Below are 12,361 nucleotides of genomic sequence, written 5' to 3'. Positions count from 1 at the left end.
CTTGGCGTGTTTAAATTACAGCACAGGAGCGTCGAGTTTTATAAAAATTGAGCTTTTTGCAGCAGTCCATTTATCTCATTAAACTGCTGCTTTTATGCTAACAGCTATAGGCTACTTTGATCGTGCTGCTGATATTTGGCTTGTAGCTGTGAATAGATATCTGAGTGTTGAAATTGTTGTAAAAACTCAATGGTGCCTTGTGGCAAAAATTCAGTTTGAATTTCACCACGATAATAGGCTTCACGTAATGGCGTAGCCGAAATTGAGCCGACTAAACTATCAAGTTCTAGCATTTCCCACTCAGGAAACAGCTGTAAATAATAAGAAGATTCATCTTTAAAATGACCAATTAAACCGACTTTATCGCTTGCTTGGGTCACTGCTGCCACCAAGTCTTTGACCAGTTTGACCCACTTCACATCATTATAAACATCAATCACATGCACAAATTGAATTCGGGCTTGGTCTGCTTGAGAAAAATTCGACAAAATCATCTGTTCACGTTCTTGAGCTAAAAACGGATTTTTAAGATTACGTTCGTCTTGTGCTGAGCCTAAGGCTAAAATTACCCCTTGGCTGTGTTGTAAGGCAATTTCAATGGTTTGCAAATGTGCCAGATGAAAAGGTTGAAAGCGGCCAATAAACACCAAATGGTCAAACGCGTATGCTGTCATATCTTCACTTTGATGGAGCAAGTTATTGTATCGCGCCTAAAAATATGCGACATAATGACTTGTAAATCCATTTAATAAAATCTAAAGCAAGGATAGTACGATGACATTAAGCTGTATTCAACACGCACAACAACATTTACAGGCAAATTTACAAGATGGGATTTTAACCCTTGCCATAGATCGCAGTGAAGCTAAAAATGCCCTCTATGGCGACTTATATCTTAGTATTGCCCAAGCTTTAGATGAGGCGGATCAGAGCCCTTTAGTGCGTGTGGTGATTTTACGCGGGGTAGATGCAGACTTTACCGCCGGCAACGACATGAAAGATTTTTTAAAGTTTACTCAAACACCATTAACGGTTAAAGCCGGCTTTACTCCACCTTTTGTACTATTAAAAGCCGCTGCACGCTTTTCTAAACCTTTAATTTGTGCGGTACGCGGGGTTGCGATTGGCATTGGCGTGACCATTTTATTACATGCTGATTTAGTCTATGCGGACTCAAGCGCCTTGTTCCAAATTCCGTTTGTCAGCCTAGGGTTATCTCCTGAAGGGGCTTCAAGCAAATTATTGGTTCAGCAAGCCGGTTACCATAAAGCAGCTGAATATTTGCTCACAGCCAACAAATTTGATAGTCAAGTTGCCTTGCAAATGCAGTTAATTAACGGCATCTATGACAATGTCTACGAGCATGCTTATCATCAAGCACAACATCTAGCCAAGCTACCGCTAGCATCACTAAAACAAACCAAAGCCTTAATGAAACATAATCTAAAAGAGATTATTGAATGTATTGATCATGAAGCAGAAATCTTTATGAAACGTGTAGCCTCACCTGAGATGGCTGAGGCCGTTGCTGCCTTTATGCAAAAACGTCAACCCGATTTTAGCCAATTTAACTAACCTAAGATTGTAAAACTTATGTCAAATTCACCTGAAAAAAAACGTTATTTTGAAGCAGCACCCACTGATATTGATGTTGCGAATTTCCGTAAAGTAGTGGAAAGTCGTCGTTCAGTACGTAAATTTACCGACACCCCAATTCCAGCGGAAGTTTTGGATGCTTGTTTAGATTTAGCCTTACTTGCACCCAATTCTTCTAATTTACAGCCGTGGACTTTTTATGTGGTACAAAACCCTGCCAAGAAAAAGCAATTGGTCAAAGCCTGTCTCAGTCAATTAGCAGCAAAAACCGCCTCAGAATTAATTGTTTGTGTAGCGCGTACCGACCGTATTGACGAAATGGCCAAACGTAATTTAAGCGAATTTCCATTCCCTGAAGCCCCTAAAGCCGTGCAGAAGTATTACAAATTTATTCCTTATAATTATAAGACAGGCGTTTTAAATAGCTTAGGTCATGCACGTAAAATTGCCTTTGGTGTGGCCCGTAAATTTGATAAACAACTGCCAGTTTCTGCCTTTAATCCAAGTGATGCCAAACTCTGGGCCAGCAAAACCACGGCACTTGCCTGTGAAAACTTGGTACTCGCGCTACGTGCCTATGGTTTTGACAGTTGTATGATGGAAGGTTTTGATGAACCTTTAGTACGTAAAATTCTCAATTTAAATAGCCAGCAATACCCAGTTATGGTGATTGGTGCAGGTGAACGTGCAGCTGATGGGGTATTTTTCCCACAGTACCGTTTTGACCGTGAACTGTTTATTCAAAAAGTCTAAGCCATCACTTATAGCGCGTCTACATCTAGAATTTGCACAAATTCAAAAGCAGGTTCTTCATAAGGATGCGCCTGTTGCAAAGCCTGGGCCACGGCACGGGCTTTTATCTTAGGCACAATGGTTTCTACCCGCCATTCGGGCACTTGTTCTAATGTATCGAGTTCACCAATAAAGGGATTCGCGCCTTTTACGGGTTTAAATTGTCCTGTACCTAAGACTTGCCAAGCACAATGTTCATAGTTACCTATCCCACCCGCGCCTGCATTAAAAATTGCTGTTTTGGTACTTTCTAAATGGCTTTCAGGAACGTAATAAATGAGTTTTAGCATGAGAATATTCTTAGTTGAGTAGAATAATTACAATCATATTAACCAATAATAGCTATGTCTAATAATCCTATTTCAGCTAGGTAGATATGACCTCTTAATTCAGCTTAATCTCTAAATAAAAATAAAAAACCACCTTACGGTGGCTTTTTAAACCTCTATTTTAATGCATAAAATATGCAATACACATAAAGGAAATCTGTAGAAATAACACCAAATAAAAAAGTTTCCAGCCTTTTTGACGCAGGCTTACTTTATCTAATAATGCTAGCGTTTTTGCCATGTCATCACCTCATACCTGAGAATTACTACTGTACTTGAATTGTTGTTTTCCCCGTAAAACACGCACATGCCAGCACGGCGTTTCTTTTACTATAGAAGCAAAATCCAAACCAAGTCCAGTGGGAGAAATAAAAGTTTACTATGCAAATACCGCACAACAAAAAACCACCCGTAGGTGGTCAAGTGCTTTTATTCTACACAGTTTTTAAGTTTTTTCCAATTGGTTCATTTATTCAACTTAATGGCATCAGCAAGCTTGGGTTTATTTTATAATAAAAAAATCAATTGATCTTTACGGCAAAAGGCTATTTTAAAACCATAAAAAAAGCCCCTCAACTGAGGGGCTTTTTTTATGGTTTTAATTAACCAATAAATTTACGTGCGTTACGGAACATACGTAACCATGCACCATCTTGATCCCAATCTTCTGGTTTCCAAGAATGTTGTAGCGCACGGAAGTTACGCTCTGGATGCGGCATCATAATCGTTGCACGACCATCCATAGACGTTACACCCGAAATTGCTTCTGGTGAACCGTTCGGGTTCATTGGGTAGTGCTGCGTTGGTTGACCATGGCTATCCACATAACGTAATAACACTTGGTTACCTGCATTTAATGCAGCAAAGTTTTCATCAGATGCAACCGCACGACCTTCACCATGCGCAACCGCGATTGGTAAAATCGAACCTTCCATGCCTTCTAACAATACAGAATTTGATTTTTCTACACGGACGTTAACCGCACGCGCTTCAAACATCTCAGACGTATTGCGGTGGAAACGTGGCCAGTTGTCTGCACCCGGAATGAGCGGCGCAAGTTGTGACAACATTTGGCAACCGTTACAAATACCTAAAGAGAAGGTTTCATTACGGTTAAAGAATTTCTCAAATTGATCACGCAATTTCGGATTAAATAATACCGATTTTGCCCAACCACCGCCTGCGCCTAATACGTCACCATACGAGAAGCCACCACATGCCACTAAGCCTTCAAATTCATCAAGACTAATGCGACCTGCAAGTAAATCACTCATGTGTACGTCAACGGTATTAAAGCCGACTTTATCAAATGCTGCTGCCATTTCCACATGACCGTTTACGCCTTGTTCACGTAAAATCATCATGTTTGGACGACGTAGGTTGATATATGGCGCTTCAATTTGTTCGTTTAAGTCAAATGTAGGCTGTGCGATTAAACCTTTGTGGTTTTTATCGGTGATTAAGGCAAATTCTTGATCCGCAGTTTCTACGTTGTCACGTAAACGTTGGATTTGGTGCGACACTTCAGTCCAAGCCACTTGTAAGTCAGAACGCTCAAACACTAAACCATTAACAGTTAATTGGTCTGTGTTGTTCACAGTACCCACAACTGTAATCGCATCTTTTAAGCTTGATGCAGCAACTTCTGCTTGTAATGCATCCCAATCTGCTTTGGCAATTTGCAGTACAGCACCAATTTCTTCAGCGAAAAGACTTGCAACTGTTTGCTCTTCTAATGCTACACCTAGACGTGACGCGAACATCATTTCTGCAACAGTGGCCAACAAACCACCATCACCTAAGTCATGGTAAGCTTTAATGAAGCCACGTTGGTTCCAATCTTGTACTAAAGCAAAGAAGGCTTTGAAATCTTCAAAGTTATCGACATCTGGTGTAACAGAACCAATGGCTTTATACACTTGCGCTAAGATTGAACCGCCTAAACGGAATTGACCTTTAGACAAGTCAATACGTACCAGTACAGACTCAAGGTTTTTCAACTCAGGCGTTAAGGTTTTGCGTACATCGGTTACAGGTGCAAATGCAGTAATCACGCCTGACATTGGCGAAGTCACAGATTTATCAACGCCTTCATCATTCCAAGTGGTACGCATAGACAATGAGTCTTTACCTACAGGAATCGCGATACCCAGCGCAGGACACATTTCCATACCGATAGCTTTTACGCCTTCAAATAAAGCTTGGTCTTCGCCCGGTTGACCTGCCGCTGCCATCCAGTTGGCTGATAATTTAATGTCGCTGATTTTAGCAATCTTGGCAGACATAATGTTCGAAATTGATTCAGCCACTGATAAACGTGCAGAAGCGGCTGGATTTAACAATGCTACAGGTGGACGTTCACCCATAGCCATTGCTTCACCAGTAAAGCCTTGTAAGCTGGTTGTGGTTACCGCAGCATCCGCTACAGGCACTTGCCAAGGACCTACAAATTGATCACGCGCCACCATACCGGTAATCGAACGGTCACCAATGGTGATTAAGAATGATTTTGATGCAACGGTTGGGTTCTTCAACACGCGGTAAATTGCATCGGTAAGATCAGTCACTTTCGACGCATCAAAGTCATCGCCTTGACGTTCAATCGACTCGTATGAACGGCTCATGCGTGGTGTGCCGCCCAGCATCACTTGCATTGGCATATCCACAGCTTTGTTTTCAAACAGTGGATCTTCAACGGTTAAGTGACGTGCTTCAGTCGCTTCACCTAAGACCGCAAACGGACAACGTTCACGCGCACAGATTGATTCAAATAAGGCTAAAGAACTTGGACGGATGGCCAATACATAACGCTCTTGCGCTTCGTTTGACCAAATTTCCATTGGCGACATGCCCGGCTCTAAAGACGGAATCTTACGTAGGTTTAGAATTGCACCTAATTCGTGATCGTTCACTAACTCTGGCATCGCGTTTGAAATACCGCCCGCGCCTACATCGTGTACCGATACGATTGGGTTGCTGTCTTCCATGCGCCAGCAAGTATCAATCACTTCTTGGCAACGACGTTCCATTTCTGGGTTTTCACGTTGTACCGAAGCAAAGTCTAAGCTCTCACCCATGGTACCGCTGTCTACAGAAGACGCTGCACCACCGCCTAAACCAATTAGCATAGCTGGGCCACCAAGGACGATTAGTAAGTCACCCGGTACAATTGGGTCTTTTTCGACGTGATCGGCACGGATATTGCCGTAACCACCGGCAATCATGATTGGTTTATGGAAGCCTTTCACATCGCCATTGACGTTTTGTTCAAAGGTACGGAAATAACCATTTAAGGCTGGACGACCAAATTCGTTGTTAAACGCTGCACCACCTAAAGGCCCATCAATCATAATTTGAAGTGGTGATGCCATACGTGATGGCTTACCGTAGTTTTCTTCCCATGGCTGTTCAAAGCCCGGAATATTTAAGTTAGATACAGTAAAGCCTGTTAAACCTGCTTTTGGTTTACCACCACGACCTGTTGCACCTTCATCACGAATTTCACCGCCTGAACCAGTTGCTGCACCCGCAAATGGCGCAATCGCAGTAGGATGGTTATGCGTCTCTACCTTCATTAAGATATGCGCAGCTTGGTTTTTGTATTTATAAACGTGGTGACCGTTTTCTTCTTGAGTTGGATAGAAACGTTGTGTGTCAAAACCCACAATCACAGAGGCGTTATCTTTATACGCAGATAGTACGTCTGTTGGTGATTCTTTATAGGTATTTTTAATCATTTGGAACAATGACAATGGCTGTACTTCGCCATCAATGGTCCATTCAGAACCAAAGATTTTATGACGGCAGTGCTCTGAGTTCGCTTGGGCAAACATCATCAGCTCGATGTCATTTGGGTTACGGCCCATTTGAATAAATGCGTCCGTTAAGTAGTCAATTTCTTCCATTGACAAAGCAAAACCAAACTCATTATTGGCTTTCACCAAAGCATTTTTACCTTGACCCAAAATATCAATTGAGTTTAAAGGTTTTGGTGCAGTTTCAGTAAATAATGCTGCCGCATCTTCTAGCGCGTTAAATACGCTTTCTGTCATACGGTCATGCAGCACGTGTAGTGCTTCTTTAGACAGCTCTTTTACGCCCTTTAGGGTAAATAAAACGCCGCGTTCAAGACGGTGAACCGGCGTATTACAGTTGGCGAAAATATCGGTCGCTTTTGATGACCACGGCGAAATGGTGCCGACACGTGGAGTCACAAGAATTTGAACTTCATCGCTTGCAGCTTGACGTAAAGTAAAGGCCTGGCCGTCGTTTAAAAGCTGTAAAGCGGATTGCTGTTGTTGCTCGCCGAGCGCTTGGTCAAAGAGGTAGACCCATTGGCTTTCAATTGATTCAACAGAACTAATTGACGATAAACGTGATAATAGTTGAGTTTTCTTAAAAGAAGAGTGTGCAGGTGCACCGGCAACGATAAACATGCTAATTTTGGCTCCACGGGCAGGTCGAAAACCATGCCACAATGTGAATTGAGAGAGGGTCACATTCTACTGTGAATTCGCGGAATCAGCTAGATTAAAAGCACAAAATTAGCGTAAGTTTTTCTAAGAATTCTTTATTTTTCATACAAAAAAATTGAATGTAGTCGCACAGATTATCATAAAAAAACCTGCTGCCAAGTGTTCTTTTTAAAATATTTGCGACAAAATATAAATGCTTAAAAATACAGCAACTTAAAATAGCACATGCACTGATGCGCTGTGCTTAAAATAGCAGCATCCTCATCAAGATCAGCTGATGAATTATTGTTCTAGGGCAGTAATGAGCTGTAAAACGGCATCACGCGCAATCTTTAATGACTGTTCATCAATCTGCGCTAAACTGTCACAGGCTTGGTCATCGCACGGCGCAAATTCCAAAATACCCTCTTGCAGATGTTGATTAAAGAACATCAGTGAGGCTACAGGCACTTTCCCCATAAAGGCTGTATGGTCGCTGCCCCTCACTGTGGCAATCTCTTTACGCATGGCAATATTTTGGCTTTCTAAATATTGGCTTAAAAGCTGTTGCAATTTTGCATCCCCTGAATGTGTGGGAATAGTGTTTAAAGTTGCGACTACTGACGCATCCTCTTGTCGCGCTGAGCCTTGCTGTTTAAGTGTGCTTTTTAACTCATTTATAAAAGCCGTATCGGCATCTATTGGTAAAGCAGTTGGATGTTTGCTGCCTACCCTGTCTACATTGATATAAGCACGAATCCCGTTCAGCTGTTGCGCTGTCAATTGATCCACAAAATGCTTCGATCCCGCATTATCTACTTCCTCAGAATCCCAAAAGGCAAAATATAGACTCACGGGCGGCTGGTGCTGCTGTTTAGCATAATATTCCATCACTGACATGACTACCGCAACGCCGGAAGCATTATCATTGATTCCCGGCCCCATCGTCACCGAATCATAATGCGCACCTACAATGATGGCTTGGTCTTTATTCTGACCCACAAGCTCAACGATGATATTTTGCCCGATCTTATGGTCAGTATTCACAAAGATCATACCTTGTGGATTAAGTCCCAAAGCCTTGGCATACTGACGAATATACATACCTGACCATCTTCCCCCTTCACTGCCCACAGCACGATTATTTTGATGTTGTTGCGCAATCTGTTGAAATTTTTCTAAGTGCTGCCACATGTCGCTCTGCTGCGTTAGTGTCAATATTTGAGGCGGCAAACTGCTACATGCGGTTAAGCTCAAGGCACTTAAAAGTACCGTTAGATATGCTATTTTCATGCGTGATCTCTTTATCATTATTTTTTCAGCATAGCCTTGTGTTGATCAAAGCATAATTACATTATGTAATAAGACAAGTTATGTCGCGTTATACTAGGCTTAAGGCGCTTTTTTTGGCATGATGAGACTGATCAAAAACCTATAAGATCGAGATGGCATGACACAAATGCGTTGGTTACAGTTACTTTCCACAGTACGGATGGGCAGCAAGACCCAAAGTTCCGAACAAGCCCGTAGCCCATTTCATAAAGATTACGATCGGATTATTTTTTCGCAAAGCTTCCGTCAACTCAATCGTAAAACGCAAGTGCATCCCATGGCACAGCATGATGGTATTCATACGCGTCTAACCCATTCCTTAGAAGTGTCTTGTATTGGGCGCTCTTTGGGCATGCTCACCGCAGAAAAAATTAAAGACCAACTACCGCCTTGGATTAGTGCTGCTGATTTAGGCGCCATTATTCAAGCCGCTTGTTTAGCGCATGATATAGGCAACCCCCCCTTTGGCCATGCCGGTGAATATGCCATTCGCGAATGGTTTGACGATGCCACACATGGTGACTTTTTAACTGCGCTTTCCCCGGCCGAACAAGCCGATGTACGCCAGTTTGAAGGCAATGCGCAAGGCTTACGACTCCTCACCAAAATTGATGATCATCCGCATGATGGTGGTATGCGCTTAACCTATGCCACTTTAGGTGCCTATTTAAAATATCCGTGGCTGTCTAAAACCATTGAAGAACAAGGCAATATTAGCGCCAGTCAGCGGGCCAAATTTGGTTGCTACCAAGCCGAAAAACAGATTTTGCAACAGATTGCGGAGCAATTGGGTTTAATCCAATTGGGTGAGTATCATTATTGTCGCCACCCCCTAACCTATTTACTCGAAGCCGCTGACGATATTTGTTATGCCTTAATTGATTTAGAAGATGGCATTGTGTTGAACATGCTGTCCTATGAGCAAGTCGAACCGATTTTCCTAAATTTATTGGGCGATTATCCACGGCCGCAAGAATTGGCCATGCCGTTGAGTACATGGCAACAAAAAATTGCCGCGCTCCGTGGTCGTGTCATGAAACGCTTAGTCGAAGAAGTGTCCAATGCCTTTGCTCGCCATCACAATCAAATTCTAATGGGTCAATTACAAGGTTCATTATTGCAATACTGTGCCAGCGACATTGCTCCCGGCATTCAAGCGGCTAAAAATTTAGCGCGTGATCATATTTTTGAACATCCACAAAAAGCTGGCCTTGAAATTATTGCCCATCAAAGTTTGCAGAATATTTTAGATGCCTTTATCCCCTTAACCACGCCCAATAAAACCTTAAGTTTTAAAGAACAACGTTTAATGGCGATGTTACAGCGTTCGGGGGCACAGTTTAGCAACCACCATTACAGCAACATTATGCAAGTATTGGATATTATCTCGAAATTTTCTGATCATCAGGCCTATCAATTGGCGCAGCAACTGCAAGGCAATAAAGTTGGCTTAATTTAAGCAATATTTTGCCTTTTTAACTTAGCCTCTCTACTATGTGAGCCAGTAAAAATAGAGTGAATCAAAACAAATGATTGGATGTTTAATTGGTGAAGTGTTTGCCTTAGAAGCCCCAACTGTGGTGCTGAATGTCAATGGTGTGGGCTATGAAGTCGATACCTCGCTATCAACCTTTTGCCAACTGCAAAAAGGGCAAAACGTCACCCTATGGACGCATTTGGTGGTACGTGAGGATGCGCAGCAACTCTATGGCTTTTTAACTCAGCAAGATAAAACCATTTTCCGTACTTTACTTAAGGTCAATGGCGTGGGCCCTAAAATGGCGCTGGGCATTTTATCAACCTTAAGCGTAGAAATGCTGATTCACACCGTTGAACATGAAGATGTCAACACCTTGGTGAAAGTCCCGGGTGTGGGTAAAAAAACCGCAGAACGCTTAATGATTGAACTGCGTGATCGTTTTAAAGCTTTGGCGACTGCACCTAGCACCACCAATGCAACGACTACACAAATTCAGTTTGATTCGCATTCTGCGGTGGCAGAAGCTGAGGCTGCTTTACAGTCTTTGGGTTATAAACCTTTAGAGGCGCAAAAACTGATTAATGCAGTGAAGGCAGATTATACCGAAGCTAGCGATATTATCCGTGCTGCGCTGAAGTCCTTAAATAAATAAGTTGAGATTATGCAAGATCGTTTAATTAGTGGTTCTGAAAAACCCGAAGATCATTTTGATCGTGCCATTCGTCCCACTTCACTGGAAGACTATATTGGTCAACCAGTGGTACGTGAGCAAATGGAAATCTTTATTGGTGCGGCACGTGGACGTGGTGAGGCGCTTGATCACACCTTAATTTTTGGCCCACCGGGTTTGGGTAAAACCACCCTAGCTAATATTATTGCGCGGGAAATGGGCGGCAGTCTTAAGTCTACGTCTGGCCCTGTATTAGAACGCGCAGGCGATTTAGCTGCCATGCTGACCAATTTAGAAGAAGGCGATGTGTTATTTATTGATGAAATTCATCGTCTTTCCCCTGTCATTGAAGAGATTCTCTATCCTGCTATGGAAGATTATCAACTCGATATTATGATTGGTGAAGGTCCTGCCGCACGTTCGATTAAACTCGATTTACCGCCATTTACGTTGGTTGCTGCCACCACCCGTGCAGGTTTATTGACTTCTCCGCTGCGTGACCGTTTTGGCATTGTACAGCGTTTAGAGTTTTATTCGGTTGAAGACTTAACCCATATTGTCAAACGTTCTGCGAGTTTGATGGATGTACCCATGACAGACGAAGGCGCAATCGAAATTGCCCGTCGTGCCCGTGGTACACCGCGTATTGCTAACCGTTTATTACGTCGTGTCCGTGATTACGCACAGGTCAAAGGCACAGGCGAAGTCACTGAAGAAATGGCACAGCGCGCTTTAGATATGCTCAATGTAGATAAAGCCGGTTTAGATACTTTAGACCGCCGTTATTTAAGTATGTTACTTGAGCGTTTTGATGGTGGCCCTGCGGGTGTTGAAGCTTTAGCTGCGGCTATGGCAGAAGATTCAGGTACATTGGAAGATGTCATTGAGCCATATTTAATTCAGCAAGGTTATGTGATGCGAACTGCACGCGGACGTATTGCTACTAATATGGCGTATATGCAGTTTGGCATGACCCCACCTGAACCAAAATAGAAATTAAGAAAGCAGCTTAGGCTGCTTTTTTATTAGATATATTTTTGAAGTGATTAATAAATTCGTATAGCAGATAATCACGAATACATATAATCATACTTTCACTTTTCCTAATATCTTCAAACTTACCCAATTGGCATACTTTTTTAAATTCATTAAAATATTCAGCACTATATTCTTCATATTCATTAATTATATCAATAGGTTTCCGTAAATCTTTACTACTTAAGACATACTCACAACCAAAATTATTTATTAATTTTTTTGCAAAATAGTCTACAAAATTGTGAATAATATAAAGAGGCGCATCTGCTTTCTCACATGTAGTAAATAGTAAAGAAATTTGCGCCATAATTAGATTCATTTCTTGTCGATCTTTGGATAATTGCCGCCACAAAGATTTTGACAGTTCATTTTTATAAATTCTTTCACGAAATTCTAATTTCAAATAATAGACCTCTTGCGAAAGTGGTTATTACAAGTTTATTCGGTTTACCAGTGCAGCAATTAAGTTAATGCGTAAACCGAATCTTTTCCGTCTATTTCGATAACGTTCACTTAATATTCTAAATGTTTTCAATTGACTATTGATGTGTTCGATCACAACTCGTATTTTTCCAATCAGTTTATTGTACTTTTTCTCAACACTAAATAACGGGAAATTCTTCTTTTTCTTTATGGGCATCAATAATTTAAAGCCATGTTGCTCTAATCC

General features: G+C 41.9%; 12 protein-coding genes. 5 read left to right on the top strand and 7 right to left on the bottom strand.

Features of this window, described 5'->3' with window-relative positions; genetic code table 11:
- Positions 1–104: 104 nt before the first annotated feature.
- A complete protein-coding gene (locus tag AC5YCI_RS01510; RefSeq protein WP_496128264.1) occupies positions 105–674 on the bottom strand; it encodes a nicotinate-nicotinamide nucleotide adenylyltransferase in 570 nt (189 codons plus the stop codon).
- Between the two features lie 100 nt (positions 675–774).
- Between AC5YCI_RS01510 and AC5YCI_RS01505 the strand changes: the two genes are divergently transcribed.
- The gene (locus AC5YCI_RS01505; RefSeq protein ID WP_496128263.1) at positions 775–1,575 is read left to right on the top strand and encodes an enoyl-CoA hydratase-related protein; all 801 of its coding nucleotides are present in this window, start codon (positions 775–777) and stop codon (positions 1,573–1,575) included.
- 18 nt (positions 1,576–1,593) lie between these two features.
- Entirely contained in the window at positions 1,594–2,349 is a 756-nt protein-coding gene (locus AC5YCI_RS01500) for a nitroreductase family protein (RefSeq protein WP_496128262.1), read from the top strand.
- An 8-nt stretch (positions 2,350–2,357) separates the two neighbouring features.
- Here the strand turns inward: AC5YCI_RS01500 and AC5YCI_RS01495 are convergent, their stop codons facing one another.
- The 4 genes from AC5YCI_RS01495 to AC5YCI_RS01480 all read right to left on the bottom strand — a co-directional run bounded on the left by AC5YCI_RS01495 (position 2,358) and on the right by AC5YCI_RS01480 (position 8,464).
- The gene (locus AC5YCI_RS01495; RefSeq protein ID WP_496128261.1) at positions 2,358–2,678 is read right to left on the bottom strand and encodes an NGG1p interacting factor NIF3; all 321 of its coding nucleotides are present in this window, start codon (positions 2,676–2,678) and stop codon (positions 2,358–2,360) included.
- Positions 2,679–2,838: 160 nt separating this feature from the next.
- Positions 2,839–2,958: a KGW motif small protein gene (locus AC5YCI_RS01490; protein WP_496128260.1), complete on the bottom strand. Its 120-nt coding sequence runs from the start codon at positions 2,956–2,958 to the stop codon at positions 2,839–2,841.
- 361 nt (positions 2,959–3,319) lie between these two features.
- Complete coding sequence (purL, locus tag AC5YCI_RS01485) at positions 3,320–7,153, bottom strand: phosphoribosylformylglycinamidine synthase (RefSeq protein ID WP_496175129.1); 3,834 nt, start codon at positions 7,151–7,153, stop codon at positions 3,320–3,322.
- Between the two features lie 321 nt (positions 7,154–7,474).
- A complete protein-coding gene (locus tag AC5YCI_RS01480; RefSeq protein WP_496128258.1) occupies positions 7,475–8,464 on the bottom strand; it encodes a M28 family metallopeptidase in 990 nt (329 codons plus the stop codon).
- Between the two features lie 157 nt (positions 8,465–8,621).
- Here AC5YCI_RS01480 and AC5YCI_RS01475 point away from each other — a divergent pair, with 157 nt between their 5' ends.
- The 3 genes from AC5YCI_RS01475 to ruvB all read left to right on the top strand — a co-directional run bounded on the left by AC5YCI_RS01475 (position 8,622) and on the right by ruvB (position 11,646).
- Entirely contained in the window at positions 8,622–9,962 is a 1,341-nt protein-coding gene (locus tag AC5YCI_RS01475) for a deoxyguanosinetriphosphate triphosphohydrolase (RefSeq protein ID WP_496128257.1), read from the top strand.
- Between the two features lie 70 nt (positions 9,963–10,032).
- On the top strand, positions 10,033–10,635 hold the full coding sequence (gene ruvA, locus AC5YCI_RS01470; protein ID WP_496128256.1) for a Holliday junction branch migration protein RuvA: 603 nt from the start codon (positions 10,033–10,035) through the stop codon (positions 10,633–10,635).
- Positions 10,636–10,644: 9 nt separating this feature from the next.
- On the top strand, positions 10,645–11,646 hold the full coding sequence (gene ruvB / locus AC5YCI_RS01465) for a Holliday junction branch migration DNA helicase RuvB (protein WP_496128255.1): 1,002 nt from the start codon (positions 10,645–10,647) through the stop codon (positions 11,644–11,646).
- Between the two features lie 16 nt (positions 11,647–11,662).
- Here the strand turns inward: ruvB and AC5YCI_RS01460 are convergent, their stop codons facing one another.
- Both AC5YCI_RS01460 and AC5YCI_RS01455 read right to left on the bottom strand, forming a co-directional pair.
- Positions 11,663–12,094 (bottom strand): hypothetical protein, encoded by a 432-nt coding sequence (locus tag AC5YCI_RS01460; protein ID WP_496175128.1) that lies wholly within the window; start codon positions 12,092–12,094, stop codon positions 11,663–11,665.
- A gap of 27 nt (positions 12,095–12,121) precedes the next feature.
- Positions 12,122–12,361: transposase family protein (locus AC5YCI_RS01455; protein ID WP_496175127.1), on the bottom strand; the 240-nt coding region annotated here is incomplete at its 5' end.

This window comes from Acinetobacter sp. CY17, assembly GCF_059515825.1.
This window is presented reverse-complemented; position numbering and strand designations above follow the sequence as displayed.

What these genes read in the sequence shown, in the direction of transcription:
- AC5YCI_RS01495 (WP_496128261.1), bottom strand. Translation starts at nt 2,678, where the DNA reads ATGCTAAAACTCATTTATTACGTTCCTGAAAGCCATTTAGAAAGTACC.
- AC5YCI_RS01500 (WP_496128262.1), top strand. Translation starts at nt 1,594, where the DNA reads ATGTCAAATTCACCTGAAAAAAAACGTTATTTTGAAGCAGCACCCACT.
- AC5YCI_RS01490 (WP_496128260.1), bottom strand. Translation starts at nt 2,958, where the DNA reads ATGGCAAAAACGCTAGCATTATTAGATAAAGTAAGCCTGCGTCAAAAA.
- AC5YCI_RS01475 (WP_496128257.1), top strand. Translation starts at nt 8,622, where the DNA reads ATGACACAAATGCGTTGGTTACAGTTACTTTCCACAGTACGGATGGGC.
- ruvA (WP_496128256.1), top strand. Translation starts at nt 10,033, where the DNA reads ATGATTGGATGTTTAATTGGTGAAGTGTTTGCCTTAGAAGCCCCAACT.
- AC5YCI_RS01510 (WP_496128264.1), bottom strand. Translation starts at nt 674, where the DNA reads ATGACAGCATACGCGTTTGACCATTTGGTGTTTATTGGCCGCTTTCAA.
- AC5YCI_RS01480 (WP_496128258.1), bottom strand. Translation starts at nt 8,464, where the DNA reads ATGAAAATAGCATATCTAACGGTACTTTTAAGTGCCTTGAGCTTAACC.
- ruvB (WP_496128255.1), top strand. Translation starts at nt 10,645, where the DNA reads ATGCAAGATCGTTTAATTAGTGGTTCTGAAAAACCCGAAGATCATTTT.
- AC5YCI_RS01505 (WP_496128263.1), top strand. Translation starts at nt 775, where the DNA reads ATGACATTAAGCTGTATTCAACACGCACAACAACATTTACAGGCAAAT.
- purL (WP_496175129.1), bottom strand. Translation starts at nt 7,153, where the DNA reads ATGTTTATCGTTGCCGGTGCACCTGCACACTCTTCTTTTAAGAAAACT.